Genomic DNA, 16,476 nt, shown 5'->3' with positions numbered 1-16,476 from the left:
GGACTTCAACAGCTGTCGAAATCCTTAATTTATATTTGATAATTGGTTTCTAGTAAATGGCTTTGCCGCTTATCTTTCGGCAACAGTAAACACTTGAGCTATGATATTCCAATTCGCATCTGCTTGGCGTTCCCAAACAAATACATAATTAAAGCTCTCACGCAAATCAGCTTTGTAATCTATGGTAGCTAAACCGTAAGTGTAGGCGAAATCTCCTCCCAAAGCTTTATCTGCTTGTGTAGTTTTAAGGTTGATTTTATCGATCACTCTATTGTTAAATGCTAAAATTCCATCTTTACCTATAATTGCCTCCGTTCCGGGAAACAACAAGCGAGCATCTGGATTAATGAAACCCGCAAAAGCCTGTACGCCATGAGTTTTGAGCATAGTATTCAAGGTTTTTTCGGTACTGTAAATAATTTCAGTAGCTGCTTTTAAATCCTTTGCAGAGGCAAATTTTGGACTGTAAGTTCCGTTAGGCTCAACAAAAGTTGCTTTAGGTTCCTTGCCTTTAATTGGTTTAATGGCCTCAGCACCTAAATCAATGATATACTGCCATTCGCCATCTTTAGCTCTCCAAATAGAAAGGTAATGACCGAACGTCTTTTTATCGCTACCAGCAACATAGCTCCCTGATGTAAATCCCCAATCTCTGCTTTTAGAAAGACGTGCATAGTTCGGCTCCCAGCTCAACTCTTTAGTGTCGTTTGCTGTAGAAAAGAATTTTTTAGCATTAATAGGGTTAGGTCTAAAAACAATACCATCTGGCGCTGAAAACTCCGTAAATGCAGCATTAACGCCATCTTTTGCAGCTTTTTGAGAAAATGCTTTTTCTGCACCAACTAATGATTTTACAGTGCCATCCGATTTTTGAGCATGTACATTGGCACCAATTGCTAAAGCTAATATTGAAAGATATATCTTTTTCATTTGTAAAATTTGTTTTTAATGGGCTACAAACCCGTTTCGTTTTTCTAGGTGTAAGTTGCGAATTTAATGCTTGAACTGCTTTCGCCACAAAAAAGTATTCAACAATTGCACATTTGCTTTGTATTTCGTTGATTTTGATGGGTGCAAACTATTCGTCCATCGACTAACCTATTATCCACGCAATATTACTGCGTTGGCTTTTCTCTGTATATCGTTTCCAATACGGTTTGGCCAACAGCTTTAAGTGTATTTCTGTCGATATTATTGAGGTTATCTAGCTGCGTATGCCAGTTGCTATAGAAGCCCGCAGCGTCCGAATAATGAATTACATCAATTGCCGGAATACCTGCTTGGTTAATCCAATAATGATCATCAATAAGCTCACCAGAAGTTACATTGATAAAATAATTGCCATAGCCAATTTCGCTGGCAATGCTCCAAACTTTGCTGACCACACTCGGTGCATATTGTCTAGATACCGCGTCTTGGGTAAATTGTGCATTTGCACCACCTACCATATCTAAATTAATAGCATACAATGGCTTGCTATTTTTTATTGTTGGATTTTTAGCCCAATACTGCGATCCTAAGCACCAAGTAGTCTCATGCGTGGTTTCGTCATTTGCACTGCCATAATCTTCTAAATCCCATAAAATGAAATCTACACCAACCTCTGGCGCCTTTTGCTGAATTTGGCGAGCTATTTCTAAAATTACCGCTACACCACTAGCACCGTCGTTAGCTGCATCAAAAGGCTTATTTCTCATTCCCATGTTAGGGTCTTCATCAGAAAACGGACGGGCATCCCAATGTGCAGTAATTAGAACTCGCTGTTTCTTCTCTGGATAAAAAGCAGCAATAATGTTCTTCAGCTGGTGAGTTTTACCATCGTAGGTTTTCATCGGTGTTTGCTGTACAGACACTTCTCCGCCAAACGATTTAAGCTTTGCTACCAGATAATCTGCAGTTTTTGCATGCGCAGGCGTTGATGGAATACGCGGACCAAAATCTACCTGAGCCTTGGTGTAGGCATAAGCGCTGTCTGCATTAAAATCTGGCGATTGCAGCTTACTTTCTAAAGTAGTTTCTGTTTCTGCCGGTTTGTTTTGTTGGCAAGATTGTAGAGCTGCCAATGCAATTAATACAGCTATTAAATATTTCTTGTTCATAATTTTCGGCTATTTGTGTCCCCTTCATTGTAAGATTGCTTCGTCGTAACTCCTCGCAATGACGAAAATGCTCCTACACCTTACTCCAAGTTGTACCCTCTTTACTATCTTTTAACTGAATACCTATTTTCTGCAAACCTAAACGGATAGAATCCGAAGTAGCATAATCTTTATTTTCTTTTGCTTCTTTACGAAGATCGATCACCATTTCTAAAATCTCGTTTAGCTCTAGGTTAGAACTTTCTTCATCCTTCAAACCAAAAATATCGAATACAAAATCGTTGATTAAAGTTTTAAGCTTCTCCAGTTCTTCTGCTGTAATTTTAGCCGAACCATTGTAAACCGTATTGATTATTCTAGCTGCTTCAAATAGTTCTGCAATAGTTACCGGACTGTTAAAATCGTCGTTCATTGCGTTTACACAGTTCTCTCTGATAGGTTCTATAAAAATATTTCCATCAGCAGAAGCCACCAACTTTGGCAACAAGGCCACGGCATTCATCAACCTTCTAAAACCTTTTTCCGAAGCATCTAAAGCATCGTTACTAAAATCTAGAGTACTACGGTAATGCGCCTGCAACATAAAGAACTTCACTGTCATTGGACTATAACCTTTACGCAACAGCGGATGATCTCCAGTAAACAATTCGCCCGGCAAAAAGCCATTACCAGCAGATTTAGACATACGTGTACCATTAACCGTTAGCATATTGGTATGCATCCAATACTTTGCCGGTTGATGGCTTGAACAAGCTTCCGATTGTGCAATTTCGTTGGTGTGGTGCGTTGCCGCCAAATCCATTCCACCACCGTGAATATCAAACTCGTTGCCCAAATATTTAGCGCTCATTGCAGAACACTCAATGTGCCAACCCGGAAAACCCATGCCCCACGGCGATTGCCATTGCATCAAGGTCTCTGGCTTAGCCTTAATCCAAAGTGCGAAATCTAACCGGCCTTTTTTATCATCCTGACCACTCAATTCACGAGTGTTTTCCAACAAATCTTCCAATTTACGATTGGTTAAAATCGTGTAATTATATTCCTTACTGTACTTTTCTACATCAAAATAAATCGTGCCATCTATCTCATAAGCGTAACCGTTGGCAATTATCTGCTTCACCATTTCAATCTGCTCAATAATATGCCCAGTAGCCGTTGGTTCAATACTAGGCGGCAAAGTGTTAAACATGCGCATCATATCATGGAAACCCAAAGTGTATTTCTGCACAATTTCCATCGGCTCTAATTGCTCCAACTTGGCACGTTTTGCAAACTTATCATCACCCTCATCCCTATCGCCTTCCAAATGCCCTGCATCGGTAATATTGCGCACATAACGCACTTTGTAATCGCTGTATTTTAAGTAACGAAAAATTAAGTCGAAAGATATAAAAGTACGACAGTTACCCAAATGCACATCACTGTAAACGGTTGGACCGCACACATACATACCAACATTTGGCGCATTTAGTGGCTCAAAAACTTCCTTTTTACGGGTAAGCGTATTGTATAACTGTAACTTTTGTATCATGTTGCAAATGTAAAATATTTACACTGTAATAAATGTTAACATACTGTCTAAATTTAATGTTCTACAGATGGAGATTTTTCTTTTTTGAAAAGTATACTACATAATCTAATACGTTTCCGGAATAGAACTATTATCTAGATAACGTAACATCAATCTAAAAAGAAAGTCTAAAGAGCAACGCAAAGAAGATAATTAAATGAAAAATAGAAAGCTCATAAAAATATCAAGAACAATTCTGATAAGCAGAGATGTGGAAAATGTATTTGTTTTTTTTGCTAACCCAAGTTACGACCACCTGTGGCGAGCAGAAATAAATAAAAGCATTTTAGATGGAGCATTGGAGCTAGGTGTAACTGCTTCTGAATATTCCTACTTATCGAAAAAAGCATCAAACAATTTAATTGAAATGAAATGCGTACAATTCGACAAAAACAAGATTGCGACTTTTGAAACTACTAACAGCAGCAGGTTTTATCTAAAAAGTCAGCGAATAGTGAAAGTCCTATCCGAAAACACTACAGAAATAAGCTACAAACTAGAATTTGACAAAGGTATTGTAAAGCTAGCTACAGGTTTCAACTTGCCAAGTTTTATTATTTCTTGGAAAGCTAATATTGATGCGAAAAAGTATTTATTACAACTAAAAAGGCAACTAGAAAGCATCTGACAGAGGTTTAGTCGATGATGTGTTAAGTGAAGAGGTTCAATAGTACTTGGGTATTTTTGTTTCTCCCTCAACTACCTGCGAAAAGCTAATAATCCTCATCACTTTCTCCTGCAAAATTCAATCTCAAATCACTCCTAACAGGAAAGTGGTCTGATAATTTATCTTCGGATATATGGTAATTGATCACATCAAAATTCTTAGTGGTAGCAATATAATCAATCTGAAAATTCGGGAAAGCACCATTGTAAGTTTTACCGAAACCGCTACCTTTTTCTCTAAACGTATTTTTTAACGAACTTGTGATTTGCGTAACACAGTAAGAGGCGGGTGTATCGTTAAAATCTCCAGCAATAATAAACGGCAATTTACAGAATTCCATTTCGCTCCTCATTATTTTTACTTGCTCGCTCCTTCGCTGAAAAGCAGCCTTCAACATTCCTGCAATTCTTCTCGATGATTTCATTTCCGGCCCCATCTTTTTAGCCACTTTGTCTATGTAATCATAGTCTTCTTTTTGAAACGAAATAGATTGCAGATGCACATTGTACACCCTAAAAACCTGTCCTTTCATGTCAAGATCTGCATAAATACTACCGTTCCCAGCCTGTTCACCAAAAGAAACAGTTCCTTTATCTTTAATCGGATAACGAGAAAAAATTGCTAAACCTGCAGCTTCGTAATTGTTGTCTATAGATGGCACAAAGTAATAATGTTTCAACTTCAAACGCTTCTTGATACTATCGATAAGATCGTACTCGCCTTTACGTCTTGTAAAAAACTCTTGAAAGCAGATCACATCTGGGTTTTGATCTTCAATTACCTTAATGATTTGGTCTTTGGTAGAAACATCGTTGTTTTCACCGTATTTTTTAAATTGATGAACATTATAAGTCATCATCCTTACATAGTGCTCGCTATCTTTTACCGCTGTCCCTTCGTCGCCAAAAAACTGATAAGTAGCATTCAAGGGTTTCCAACCTAAGGCAACAAATACCAAGGTAACTAAAGCAAATGCAAACCTTTTACGAAACAACCAAAACACTACAAAAGCAATGTTACCAATTAAAAGAAACGGATAAGCCAAACCAGCAAAAGCTATCCAGATATTAGCCTTTGGATCTGATTGCCCAGCCAACATGCCCAAACCTAAAGCAAGGGCTAATAAGGCCGCAAAAAAAAGCAGGAATATATCTAAAAAAGGAAGCTTCTTTTTTTTGCTCATTAGTTCTTACTTGCGTCGAATAAAATCTGCTTTTCTTTTGTAGTGAGTTTCTCGTAACCACTTTTAGAAATCTTATCTAAAATGGCATCAATTTCTGCTTGGTTTGCTTGAACTGTTCTCTTTTTGGGAGCTTCATTTCTAACCACTTTAAGTTTCGACTTCTTGATTAAGAAGCTACTTAAGTCTGTGCCATTTTGCAACAGTTTAATGTAGGCAAAACCAAATAGCGCACCACCTAAATGGGCAAAATTACCGCCAATATTGCCAGTTCCGTTAGAAACGCCAATGATATCAATTACGATGTAAACCAAGACGAGGTACTTGAGCCTAACATTGCCAAAAAGTAACAATCTAATACTGTAATCTGGAATTAAAGTAGCAACAGCACTAAATACAGCCATAACAGCGGCACTTGCACCTATTACTGTTGCGCCACCAGCATTTAAATTGGGGCTTAGGTTAAAAATCAGCGCGAAAGCTAAAGCTCCAATAATTGCTCCACCCCAATAAACTACTTGGAACTGTCTTGGTTTCAGGAAATCTAAAAATAAGTTCCCCATCCAATACAACCAAAGCATATTAAAAAGGATATGAAAAACATCCTGATGCAAAAAAGCATAAGTTACCAAGGTATAGAAACGTGTTGGCCATTGCATCACATCGGCAGGAAAGCCAAGGTATGGCCTAACATAACCATTGATAAAATTACCCAAGCTTCCATTAACAACAACGCCAGCAATTAACACCACCAAAAATACAATGATATTAATGCCCAAGTAAAGCATTGCCGGATTTCCAGACTTGAAAACCCTATGGATGATATCTTTGAAACTGCTGTTATTCATAGTAATCGTAAAATCTGTCTTTATCTTTCCAAATCTTCACCAAAATAAAACCTATTAATGCTCCACCCAAATGTGCAAAGTGTGCAATAGAATCTCCCGGTATGCGGGCAACACCTAAAAACAATTCTATAACGATGTAAATAGGAATAAAATATTTCGCTTTCACCGGAAAAGGAATAAACATCAACATCAATTCCATATTTGGATAGAGCACTGCAAATGCAGTCATAATACCGAAAACAGCACCAGATGCACCAACCATTGGAGCCATGTAATTTCCGTACAATGTTGCTGCCTGACTTGAAGAATAAAGTCTAGTATCGTACTGACCATCGACAAGCATATCCATTAAAGAGGAATTTTTATTTAAAAACGACCCCGTAATTTGATAAATCTCGATGCCCTGAACCAACCATTGCAAAGCTAACGCACCCAAGCCAGTAATTAAGTAGAAATTGATAAATCTCTTCGGTCCCCATTTGTGCTCTAAAATACCGCCAAACATAAACAACCCAAACATATTGAAGAACAAATGCATGAAACTGCCATGCATAAACATGTAGGTAATAGGCTGCCAAATGCGAAACTTAGGGGAATCGAAATAATGAGCCCCTAAATATTCTGACAACCTTAAACCCTGTTGTTCGAACATCCAAGTTGCGAAAAAGAATATTGCATTGATAATTAACAGATTCTTAACTACTGGAGGTATGTTGATTCCGTTCATCATTATTTTTCAAATTTTTGCGCCAACTCTGCCAAAGTAATGGTTTGTATAGCTGGCTTTCCGTTAATACTAAAATTAGGTGTTTTGCAGGCAAATAGCTCGTCAATAAGGGTGTTCATTTCGTGTTGACTTAACGCCGTACCTGCTTTTATTGCACTGTTACGTGCCATACTTCGTGCTAGCGCATCACGCTTAGTTAACTTCAATTCTTGTTGAGAGTTTTTGAAACCCTCTATTAAATGCTCAAAAAGTTGTGTTTCGTTGATATTCGTACTGCCCAGATCAACCGGGATGCCCTCTATCACCAAAGTATTTTTGCCAAACTCACGTACATCAAATCCTAAGCTTTTAATATCATCCAACAAACTTTTGGCCAACTCAAAATCACCCGGACTTAAACTTACCGTTTGCGGGAACAGACTTTGCTGCGATGCACCTTTTCTATCTTCCAAATGCAGGAGGAAACGCTCGTACAAAATACGTTCGTGAGCCGCTTGTTGGTCAATCACCATTACGCCCGATTTGATCTGCGAAACAATATAGCGGTTATGAATTTGCATGTACTGCTTGTTCATTACCGCAGGTGCTTCTTCTTCCTTCTCATCACCAAGGGCAATAGTTGTTTGCTCTGGCTGCTGATAGTTTGCAATTTCATAAAGCGAACCCCAATTCTGCGTCACTTCCTTGGGCTGATAACTATCCTTGAAATAAGTGGATCTTTCTGCCGTCGCTCTAGGCGCAGTTGCCGTTTTAGGCGCACCAAAAGGATTGAAATCTGGATTGAAGGCAATACTTGGCGGCACAATATCTTCATGTGCTTTTGGTGTAATCATATTGCTAAAAGCCGTTTCTTGGTTAAAATCTAAGGTTGGACTAATATTGAACCTACCCAGGCTTCTCTTCACCGCCGAATGGATAATGGCGTAAATAGATTTTTCATCCAAGTATTTGATTTCTGTTTTGGTTGGATGTACGTTCACATCAATCTTTGCAGGATCAATGTCAATAAACAACACGTACAGCGGAAAATTATCATCGGGCAATAACTCAGCGTAAGCTTTATTTACGGCATGGTTCAAATAATTATCCTTAATAAATCTATCGTTCACAAAAAAGAACTGTTCGCCACGGGTTTTCTTTGCAAACTCCGGCTTGCCAATATATCCTTTTAGGTTAATGATGGTTGTTTCCTCTTCAACTGGAATTAAACGTTCGTTGTAATTATTACCGAACAAATGCACCACACGCTGTTTAATGGTTGCAGCTGGTAAACGATAAATCTCATTTCCATCGTGGTGCAAACTAAAAGCGATATGTGGTTTTGCCAAAGCTACCCGCTGAAACTCGTCAATGATGTAGCGCATTTCCGTAGGGTTACTTTTCAGGAAATTACGTCTGGCAGGTGTGTTATAAAACAAGTTCTTCACCGAAATGCTGGTACCGTTTGGAGCAGCTGTTGGCTCTTGCTTTACGATAGACGAACCCTCAATTTCAACTAAAGTACCAACTTCGTCTTCGTGGCGCTTGGTTTTCATTTCTACCTGCGCAATAGCGGCAATAGAAGCCATTGCCTCTCCTCTAAAACCCATGGTACGAATAGCAAATAAATCATCCGCTTTGCGTACTTTTGATGTTGCGTGGCGCTCAAAACACATCCTTGCATCAGTAACACTCATGCCGCAACCGTTGTCTATCACCTGTATCAAAGCTTTTCCAGCATCTTTAACAATGAGCTGTATTTTATCTGCACCTGCGTCTAAGGCGTTTTCCAACAACTCTTTTACCGCCGAGGCCGGTCGCTGCACTACTTCTCCTGCCGCAATTTGATTGGCTACGCTATCGGGTAAAAGTTGGATGATATCAGACATTTATTTCGCTTTGTAAAGCCGCTAAATTAACAAAAACAGTTGGCAGTTTTCGGTTTTCAGTTGGCAACTTTACAACAATACAACAATTAAGCTTTACCCGAAAAAGCATAAAAGCATGTAAAAGAGTGGTAGTAGCAGCTGCTTAAGATGTCAACCAACAATAAAGCAGTTCAACAATTTAGTAATATCCAAATGGAATGCTTCCGTAGATCAACACGGTTTTGTAAAATCTTAACATAGATCAATACAAACTCGTCTTAAAATTAGATACCTTTACTTCAAAATAAATTATTCAATAATGAAATTAAAAATCACCTCTATTTTAATGTTGGCTCTTGTGGCTAGCTTTTCATTCTTTGCTTTTAAGCCAAAGGCTGATGTTTACACTGTAGACGTTACAAAATCTACCATCAACTGGGAAGGCAAAAAATTCTCTGGTTCACATACAGGAACTGTTGCATTAACTTCTGGCAACTTACAATTTAATGGTAAAAAATTAGTTGAAGGCGGTTTTATTGCTGATATGACTACAGTTAAGACAATGGATGGTGATAAGCCAAGTCCGAACTTAGACAAACACTTGAAAAATGATGATTTTTTCGGTGCAGATAAGTTCCCTGTGGCTAACTTCGTAATCAAAAAAGTTGAAGGCAGCGGCACCGATGTAAAAATTACTGGCGATTTAACCATCAAAGGAAAAACCAACTCAGTTTCTTTCCCTGCAAAACTTACTTGGAACGCAGACAAAACAGTAACAGCTGTAGCAGAAAAAATTACTATCGACAGAACTAAATATGGTATCGAATACAAGTCGAAGTCTATTTTTAGCAGCATTGGCGACAATTTCATCTATGATGACTTCACAATTGCAGTGAAACTAGTAGCAAAAAAATAATCGCTTATTTAAGAGATATTTAGAAATCCGAGTTATGCTCGGATTTTTTTTGTCAAAAAAATTAGTGTATCTTTAGTAATCCACTTATGAAATACATACATTCGCAGCGGTTAAAAAGTATTTCATAAAAGCAAGATGCAACGTACAACCAATTCTAAAATTAACCTCTTAGTTATCGATGATGACGATATCAACATTTTTATAATCAGTAAAATTGTTGAAAAGACAGGGTACGATGTAGAAATTGTAGCGAAGCATAATGGTCAACTGGCGATAGATTATATCAAAGAACTTACTGCCAATAATCTAGCACTCCCACACTTGGTTTTAATCGATATTAATATGCCTATCTTAAACGGATGGGAGTTTATAGAAGCGTACGAAGCACTTAATCTTGATGTAGATAACGATATGTATATGCTTTCTTCATCGGTTTATGAAAATGATATCGAAAAAGCAAAAAGTTACAAATCGGTAAAAGGCTTTATTTCTAAACCACTCTCAATTGATAGGTTGAAAGAACTACTGGCGGCGATTAATTAAAACTTTAAAACATTAAGGAGTTAAGGCTCATTAAGGTTTTTTTAATTAATCTTCACTTTTTAATATTTAATAAAAACGTATTCCGCTAAGAAAACTTGGAACTTAACTGGTTTATAAATTTAATCCTGCCGTCATTTTGACGAACGAAGGAGGAGAAATCCAACAACTTCAGTTAAACAATACCAACATCCGCTTTAAGATTGCTTCGTAAACTCGCAATTGACGACCGTTTTATTCTTTGCTCGTATCAACGTAAGCAATCCTATACAATCTTAAACTTATCATCATCCACTTCTACGAATGCCTGTGTTTTCGATTTAGAATGATAAAAAAGGCACTTCCATTTTTCTGCAGCGGCTCTATGTCCAAACTCGTCACGTAATTCCATCGCTTTGCGGCCATCGTAATCGTACTTTGCTACAAATTTCCTAATCAGCTCTTCTGGTTCGGGCAAAACATCGCCTCCAAAAAACACCTTATCTTCTCCATCATCAATTAAAAATACCTGATGATAAGGACAATGTGCACCTGTAAATTCATAGCTAATCTCGTTGGTTAGTTTGCCACTGTCTTCAATTAAATGGATTTGTGCATTGCGCTGTACAAAATCGAAAATTTCTGTGTGGTAAGATGATGATTTGCTCGAAAAGGCAGTTTCCCATTCTCCACGTTGCATTACATAAGTAGCATTGGGGAAACTCAATTCCATCTTGCCATCGTGATGATGTACCATTCCGCCAGAATGATCAAAATGTAAATGCGACATCAGAACTAACTCTATATCATCAGGGTCGAAACCAGCTTTTTTGATGTTCTCATGTAAATATAATTTACCTTCTTCGTTGCTATATCCTAAACCTGTATCTAATAGCAACAAACTGTTTTCCAATTTTACCAGAAATGGCTGAACGTGAATAAATAAAGAAGCAGGTCTGTCTTTCGGATTGTCTTTGGCAGGATCAAACGGGATGAATTTCTTGCTCGCATCTACTGAATAGGAACCTTCTGATAAGGTAAAAACTTGTATCGCCATCTCTTTTTACGTAGGAAATTTAATGATATATTTACGGGTTACAAATATACAACTATGGAGAAAAGATGGGTACATAATCAGAATGCAAATCATGAAACAATTGAAGAGCTTTCCCATCAACTCACTATAGACAAAAGTTTAGCTCAAATTCTAGTGCAACGAGGCATCGTCACTTTTGAGGAAGCTCGTCATTTTTTTAGACCACAGCTGGCACATTTACACGATCCTTTTTTAATGAAGGACATGGAAGCTGCCATTGATAGAATTGATTTAGCCATCAACAGTGGTCAAAAGATTTTAATTTACGGCGATTACGATGTTGACGGAACCACAGCGGTAGCACTTGCTTATCAGTTTTTCCATCAGTTTACCAAAAATATTGATTACTACATTCCCGATAGACATAGCGAAGGCTACGGCATTTCTACTCAGGGTATTGATTACGCCCATGAAAATGGTTTCAACTTAATTATTGCTTTAGACTGTGGCATTCGCTCTAACGACAAAGTTGCCTATGCAAATTCTTTAGGCATCGATTTTATCATTTGCGACCATCACTTACCTGGTGTAGAAATTCCAAGCGCAGTTGCGGTTTTGGATCCCAAACGTGAAGATTGCGAGTACCCTTTTAAGGAACTTTCTGGTTGTGGCATTGGCTTTAAACTAGCACAAGCGTATTGCGTTGCCAAAGATTTACCCGACGAACTTTACGAACAATATTTGGATTTGTGCATGGTGAGCATCGCTGCAGATATTGTTCCGGTTGTAGATGAGAACAGGGTAATGGCCTATTACGGGTTGTTGAAGTTGAACGAAAATCCGTCTACCGGACTAAAGGCTTTGATGCAGATTTCGGGCAAAACAGAAAACTACTCGATAATGGATGTGGTGTTCATGTTGGCACCTCGCATTAATGCCGCGGGGCGGATGGCGCACGCCAATGAAGCTGTGAAAATGCTTTTGAGCGATGAAGAGTTTATTGCTGATGAACAAAGTGCGCTCATTAACCTACAAAACACGGAACGCAAGAGCTTTGATAAAGACATTACACTAGAAGCACTGGCTATTATTGAGCAAGACGAGATTTTAATTAACCGAAAAACTACTGTTGTATTTCACGAAACCTGGAACAAAGGTGTTATCGGCATTGTTGCTTCACGGTTGACAGAGAAATACTACCGACCAACAATTGTACTTACCCATTCTAATGGCAATTATACTGGTTCGGCCAGATCTGTGATTGGTTACGATTTATACGAAGCTTTGGTAGAATGCAGCGACTTACTTATCCAATTTGGCGGGCACAAATATGCTGCGGGTTTAACCATTGCTCCCCAAAATCTACCTCTATTTGCCGAGAAATTTGAGCAGGTAGTATCAAATAGTATCGATCCTGCGTTATTAATTCCAGAAATTAACATTGATGCAGCAATAGATTTTGCGCAAATAAACGGCAAGTTCTTTAGGGTATTAGCACAAATGGCACCCTTTGGCCCACTAAACATGGCACCAGTATTTACCACTAAAAATGTGATACTTGCTGGCATACCACAAATTGTAGGTACAAATCATTTAAAAATAAATGTAAAACAACAAAATTCGCCTATTTTTGAAGCTATTGGTTTTAACCTTGGCGAATTTGAAAAACTGTTAAAACCAAATCAGCTTTTTTCTATTTGTTATACGATAGAAGAGAATAACTGGAAAGATAAAAAGCGCATTCAACTAAATATAAAAGGAATAAAGATTAACGAATAAGGATAACGAGCAAGGAATAAAGACGTTAAGAATTCGTAAATCTAAAATCGTAAATATAAATGATTTTAAAAGCAGAGCATCTCATCAAGAAATATAAGCAGCGTACAGTTGTTAACGATGTTTCGTTTGAAGTTAGTCAGGGAGAAATTGTGGGTTTATTAGGACCAAATGGTGCTGGTAAAACTACATCATTTTACATGATTGTGGGGCTAATTAAACCAAACGAGGGCAACATATTTTTAGATGGCGAAGATATTACCAAAGATGCTATGTATCGCCGGGCTCAAAAAGGAATTGGTTATCTGGCACAAGAAGCTAGTGTTTTCCGTAAGTTAACTGTTGAGGATAACATTATGGCCATTTTGGAGATGACCAAACTAAGCAAAGAAGAACGTAAAGAGAAGCTAGAGGAGCTGATTAACGAGTTTAGCTTGCACAAAGTGAGAAAAAATCGTGGCGATTTGCTTTCTGGTGGCGAACGTAGACGTACAGAAATTGCTAGGGCGCTGGCTGCAAATCCGAATTTTATCTTATTGGATGAACCTTTTGCCGGAGTTGACCCTATTGCGGTAGAAGAAATCCAGAGCATTGTTGCAAAGCTTAAAAACAAAAACATCGGCATTTTAATTACCGACCATAACGTACAAGAAACTTTATCTATTACCGATAGAGCTTATCTACTTTTTGAAGGAAAAATTCTGGAATCTGGAACGCCAGAAGTGTTGGCCGCCAACGAAATGGTACGAAAGGTTTATTTGGGTTCTAACTTCGTTCTACGCAAGAAAAATCTATAAAAGAAAATCTGATGGCGATTGTAAATTCAATTTTTACCTGGTATATGAAAAAGCGGATCCATCAGATTGAGCTTTTCATGAAATACCCATTAGACGTTCAGGATGAGTGGTTGCACACCTTAATTTCTAGTGCCGAAAATACCGAATGGGGAAAACTTTACGACTTCAAATCTATTTTAACAGTTCAGCAGTTTAAAGATCGGGTGCCTATCCAAAATTACGATACGCTCAAACCCTATATCGAACGGATGTTGCAAGGTGAACAAAACATCCTGTGGCCATCAGAAATTAAATGGTTCGCAAAATCATCGGGTACTACGAGCGATAGAAGCAAGTTTATTCCTGTTTCTGAAGAAGCTTTAGAAGAATGTCACTTTAAGGGTGGCAAAGACATGCTATCCATCTATTGCAATAACCGACCGAACAGCCAAATGTTTACGGGAAAAGGTTTGGTTTTGGGTGGTAGTCATCAAATTAATCAACTTTGTGAAGATATCCATTACGGTGACTTATCTGCCGTTTTGATTAAAAACCTGCCTGTTTGGGCAGAATACTACCGAACGCCAGATATGTCTATCGCCCTGATGGATAATTATGAGGAGAAGATAGACCGCATGGCAGAAGCGACTATCAAAGAAAATGTAACCAACATCTCTGGCGTACCCACCTGGACCATTGTTTTGGCAAAAAAAGTGATGGAAATTACCGGCACTAAAAACCTATTGGAAGTTTGGCCAAATCTCGAAGCTTATTTCCACGGTGCAGTTAATTTCACACCCTACCGTCAGCAATTTAAGGAGCTTATACCCTCTGAAGAGATGTATTATCTGGAGACTTATAATGCTTCGGAAGGTTTCTTCGGTATCCAAGATCAGTCTCACTCAGATGAGCTGTTATTGATGTTGGATTACGGCATTTACTACGAATTTCTACCACTGGAAAATATTGAAGATGAAAATCCGAAAACACTTTCGTTAGATCAGGTAGAGCTGAATAAGAACTACGCTATCATTATTAGCACCAATGGCGGTTTATGGCGTTATATGATTGGAGATACCGTTCATTTTACTTCGTTATCTCCTTTTAGAATAAAAATTACTGGTCGCACCAAACACTTTATAAATGCTTTTGGTGAAGAAGTGATTATAGACAACGCCGAAAATGCACTGACAAAGGCCTGCGCACTTACAAACGCTAAAATTAAAGATTACACCGCCTGCCCTATTTACTTTAGTGGTGAAGAAGCCGGTGGCCATGAATGGATTATTGAATTCGAGCAGCAGCCTACAGATTTTGAAAAATTTATTGATGTAATGGATGATACTTTACGCGAAGTAAATTCAGATTACGATGCTAAACGTTTCAAAGACATGGCATTGAAAAGACCAAAAGTTCATAATGCGCCTGAAGCAACTTTTTATAAGTGGCTGAAAGAAAAAGGTAAACTGGGCGGTCAGCATAAAGTACCTCGTTTAGCTAATAACCGAGAATACGTAGACGAGATTTTGAAGTTGCTGTAGTTTAGGTACGTTTATTGATAGTTTTCGGAACCATGAAAATAAATTTCAGAAAACTTAAAACGAAGTTCGATGCTTTTAATAAGAAGGCAGGCGAGCTTGTAAACAACAAAGGCGAAACCCTTTCAAAAATTGAAGAAGGTTTAAAGAAAGCTACTGCAAATAAAGGTGCACTAACTGATATTTGGGCTCAGCTACTGTTGCTTTTTTCCTTAACGAAGGATTATGCTAAGGGCAATTATGTCGATATACCCAAAAGTTCCATTGTTTCTGTTTTAGCTGCCTTGTTGTATTTCATCTCGCCAATAGATTTGGTTCCAGATTTTATTGTAGGAATGGGATTTCTTGATGATGCGTTTATTCTAGGTTTTGTTTACAAACGTATCTCGAAAGAGTTGCTGAAATACGAGGCTTGGAAGAAAACTACGGGAGGCAAGCAACAGAACACCATAGAAGTCTTAAGTTAGCTCTTGTTTGTATTTACTTTTATTTTAAGTAAATTTAGGTAACCAACAAACAGCAGACCATGAAAACAGTTCAACAAATTTTTGCCACTAAGCCTTTACAAATTTTTAGTGTTACAACCAACACTTCGGTTTTAGATGCATTAAAACTAATGACCGATAAAAACATAAGTGCACTATTGATCATCGAGAATGAACAGTTGATGGGCATTTTTACAGAACGTGATTATGCCAGAAAAATCGTTCTGCAAGGAAAAGCTTCTAAAGACACCCCAATTAGCGAAGTAATGACACCCAACCCAATTACAGTAACAGCATCGGATAGTATTGATTTGTGTATGCAAATCATGACCGACAAACACATTAGACACTTGCCTTTAGTAGCAGACAACAAAGCAGTTGGCATGGTTTCTATTGGAGATGTGGTAAAATTCATCATCGCAGATCAAAAGCAGACTATTTCACAGCTGGAAAGCTATATTAACAGCTAGATAAAAGAAGTTGTAAAGT

16 protein-coding genes are annotated in these 16,476 nt (G+C 38.0%); 8 read left to right on the top strand and 8 right to left on the bottom strand.

Annotated features, from left to right (window positions below):
• Positions 1-69 precede the first annotated feature (69 nt).
• From AC23ME_RS19295 to cysS, 3 genes are all read right to left on the bottom strand, one after another.
• Positions 70-930, bottom strand: coding sequence for a DUF4440 domain-containing protein (locus tag AC23ME_RS19295; protein WP_487729382.1), 861 nt, complete (start codon positions 928-930; stop codon positions 70-72).
• Between the two features lie 185 nt (positions 931-1,115).
• Positions 1,116-2,099 carry a M28 family peptidase gene (locus AC23ME_RS19290; RefSeq protein ID WP_487729381.1) on the bottom strand — a complete coding sequence of 328 codons (984 nt, stop codon included), beginning with the start codon at positions 2,097-2,099 and terminating at the stop codon, positions 1,116-1,118.
• Between the two features lie 73 nt (positions 2,100-2,172).
• Positions 2,173-3,633: a cysteine--tRNA ligase gene (gene cysS, locus AC23ME_RS19285; RefSeq protein ID WP_487729380.1), complete on the bottom strand. Its 1,461-nt coding sequence runs from the start codon at positions 3,631-3,633 to the stop codon at positions 2,173-2,175.
• Between the two features lie 196 nt (positions 3,634-3,829).
• Here cysS and AC23ME_RS19280 point away from each other — a divergent pair, with 196 nt between their 5' ends.
• Positions 3,830-4,300 carry an SRPBCC family protein gene (locus tag AC23ME_RS19280; protein WP_487729379.1) on the top strand — a complete coding sequence of 157 codons (471 nt, stop codon included), beginning with the start codon at positions 3,830-3,832 and terminating at the stop codon, positions 4,298-4,300.
• A gap of 85 nt (positions 4,301-4,385) precedes the next feature.
• Here AC23ME_RS19280 and AC23ME_RS19275 read toward each other — a convergent pair whose 3' ends face one another.
• Genes AC23ME_RS19275 through mutL form a run of 4 tightly spaced genes read right to left on the bottom strand, consistent with a single transcriptional unit; the run spans position 4,386 to position 8,962 of the window.
• Complete coding sequence (locus AC23ME_RS19275; protein WP_487729378.1) at positions 4,386-5,522, bottom strand: endonuclease/exonuclease/phosphatase family protein; 1,137 nt, start codon at positions 5,520-5,522, stop codon at positions 4,386-4,388.
• Positions 5,522-6,367, bottom strand: coding sequence for a rhomboid family intramembrane serine protease (locus AC23ME_RS19270; RefSeq protein WP_487729377.1), 846 nt, complete (start codon positions 6,365-6,367; stop codon positions 5,522-5,524). Before AC23ME_RS19270 ends, AC23ME_RS19275 begins: the two co-directional genes overlap by 1 nt.
• Entirely contained in the window at positions 6,360-7,094 is a 735-nt protein-coding gene (locus AC23ME_RS19265) for a rhomboid family intramembrane serine protease (protein WP_487729422.1), read from the bottom strand. Before AC23ME_RS19265 ends, AC23ME_RS19270 begins: the two co-directional genes overlap by 8 nt.
• A gap of 2 nt (positions 7,095-7,096) precedes the next feature.
• Positions 7,097-8,962 carry a DNA mismatch repair endonuclease MutL gene (gene mutL, locus AC23ME_RS19260; RefSeq protein ID WP_487729376.1) on the bottom strand — a complete coding sequence of 622 codons (1,866 nt, stop codon included), beginning with the start codon at positions 8,960-8,962 and terminating at the stop codon, positions 7,097-7,099.
• A 298-nt stretch (positions 8,963-9,260) separates the two neighbouring features.
• On the opposite strand from mutL, the gene AC23ME_RS19255 reads away from it, so the two are divergent.
• Both AC23ME_RS19255 and AC23ME_RS19250 read left to right on the top strand, forming a co-directional pair.
• The gene (locus AC23ME_RS19255) at positions 9,261-9,857 is read left to right on the top strand and encodes a YceI family protein (protein ID WP_487729375.1); all 597 of its coding nucleotides are present in this window, start codon (positions 9,261-9,263) and stop codon (positions 9,855-9,857) included.
• Between the two features lie 135 nt (positions 9,858-9,992).
• Positions 9,993-10,400, top strand: coding sequence for a response regulator (locus tag AC23ME_RS19250; RefSeq protein ID WP_487729374.1), 408 nt, complete (start codon positions 9,993-9,995; stop codon positions 10,398-10,400).
• 262 nt (positions 10,401-10,662) lie between these two features.
• On the opposite strand, the gene AC23ME_RS19245 is transcribed toward AC23ME_RS19250, so the two are convergent.
• Entirely contained in the window at positions 10,663-11,427 is a 765-nt protein-coding gene (locus tag AC23ME_RS19245; protein ID WP_487729421.1) for an MBL fold metallo-hydrolase, read from the bottom strand.
• A 60-nt stretch (positions 11,428-11,487) separates the two neighbouring features.
• Here AC23ME_RS19245 and recJ point away from each other — a divergent pair, with 60 nt between their 5' ends.
• The 5 genes from recJ to AC23ME_RS19220 are packed head-to-tail and all read left to right on the top strand — an operon-like array spanning position 11,488 to position 16,457.
• Positions 11,488-13,191, top strand: a complete 1,704-nt coding sequence (gene recJ / locus AC23ME_RS19240; RefSeq protein ID WP_487729373.1) for a single-stranded-DNA-specific exonuclease RecJ — start codon at positions 11,488-11,490, stop codon at positions 13,189-13,191.
• Between the two features lie 59 nt (positions 13,192-13,250).
• Complete coding sequence (gene lptB / locus AC23ME_RS19235) at positions 13,251-13,985, top strand: LPS export ABC transporter ATP-binding protein (protein ID WP_487729372.1); 735 nt, start codon at positions 13,251-13,253, stop codon at positions 13,983-13,985.
• Positions 13,986-13,996: 11 nt separating this feature from the next.
• Positions 13,997-15,505 (top strand): GH3 auxin-responsive promoter family protein, encoded by a 1,509-nt coding sequence (locus tag AC23ME_RS19230; protein WP_487729371.1) that lies wholly within the window; start codon positions 13,997-13,999, stop codon positions 15,503-15,505.
• A gap of 32 nt (positions 15,506-15,537) precedes the next feature.
• Positions 15,538-15,969 (top strand): YkvA family protein, encoded by a 432-nt coding sequence (locus AC23ME_RS19225; protein ID WP_487729370.1) that lies wholly within the window; start codon positions 15,538-15,540, stop codon positions 15,967-15,969.
• A gap of 59 nt (positions 15,970-16,028) precedes the next feature.
• Positions 16,029-16,457 carry a CBS domain-containing protein gene (locus tag AC23ME_RS19220; RefSeq protein WP_487729369.1) on the top strand — a complete coding sequence of 143 codons (429 nt, stop codon included), beginning with the start codon at positions 16,029-16,031 and terminating at the stop codon, positions 16,455-16,457.
• Positions 16,458-16,476: the final 19 nt, after the last annotated feature.

It is taken from the genome of Pedobacter sp. T50_32 (genome assembly GCF_057652195.1).
The sequence above is the reverse complement of the archived record's forward strand: the minus strand, read 5'-3'. Positions and strand labels throughout refer to the sequence as shown.

Bases quoted from the DNA above. Each gene is read 5' to 3' on its own strand.
- AC23ME_RS19220 (WP_487729369.1), top strand. From the start codon at position 16,029: ATGAAAACAGTTCAACAAATTTTTGCCACTAAGCCTTTACAAATTTTT.
- AC23ME_RS19265 (WP_487729422.1), bottom strand. From the start codon at position 7,094: ATGAACGGAATCAACATACCTCCAGTAGTTAAGAATCTGTTAATTATC.
- AC23ME_RS19225 (WP_487729370.1), top strand. From the start codon at position 15,538: ATGAAAATAAATTTCAGAAAACTTAAAACGAAGTTCGATGCTTTTAAT.
- lptB (WP_487729372.1), top strand. From the start codon at position 13,251: ATGATTTTAAAAGCAGAGCATCTCATCAAGAAATATAAGCAGCGTACA.
- AC23ME_RS19270 (WP_487729377.1), bottom strand. From the start codon at position 6,367: ATGAATAACAGCAGTTTCAAAGATATCATCCATAGGGTTTTCAAGTCT.
- AC23ME_RS19295 (WP_487729382.1), bottom strand. From the start codon at position 930: ATGAAAAAGATATATCTTTCAATATTAGCTTTAGCAATTGGTGCCAAT.
- AC23ME_RS19250 (WP_487729374.1), top strand. From the start codon at position 9,993: ATGCAACGTACAACCAATTCTAAAATTAACCTCTTAGTTATCGATGAT.
- AC23ME_RS19275 (WP_487729378.1), bottom strand. From the start codon at position 5,522: ATGAGCAAAAAAAAGAAGCTTCCTTTTTTAGATATATTCCTGCTTTTT.
- AC23ME_RS19290 (WP_487729381.1), bottom strand. From the start codon at position 2,099: ATGAACAAGAAATATTTAATAGCTGTATTAATTGCATTGGCAGCTCTA.
- mutL (WP_487729376.1), bottom strand. From the start codon at position 8,962: ATGTCTGATATCATCCAACTTTTACCCGATAGCGTAGCCAATCAAATT.
- AC23ME_RS19255 (WP_487729375.1), top strand. From the start codon at position 9,261: ATGAAATTAAAAATCACCTCTATTTTAATGTTGGCTCTTGTGGCTAGC.
- cysS (WP_487729380.1), bottom strand. From the start codon at position 3,633: ATGATACAAAAGTTACAGTTATACAATACGCTTACCCGTAAAAAGGAA.
- AC23ME_RS19280 (WP_487729379.1), top strand. From the start codon at position 3,830: ATGAAAAATAGAAAGCTCATAAAAATATCAAGAACAATTCTGATAAGC.
- recJ (WP_487729373.1), top strand. From the start codon at position 11,488: ATGGAGAAAAGATGGGTACATAATCAGAATGCAAATCATGAAACAATT.
- AC23ME_RS19230 (WP_487729371.1), top strand. From the start codon at position 13,997: ATGGCGATTGTAAATTCAATTTTTACCTGGTATATGAAAAAGCGGATC.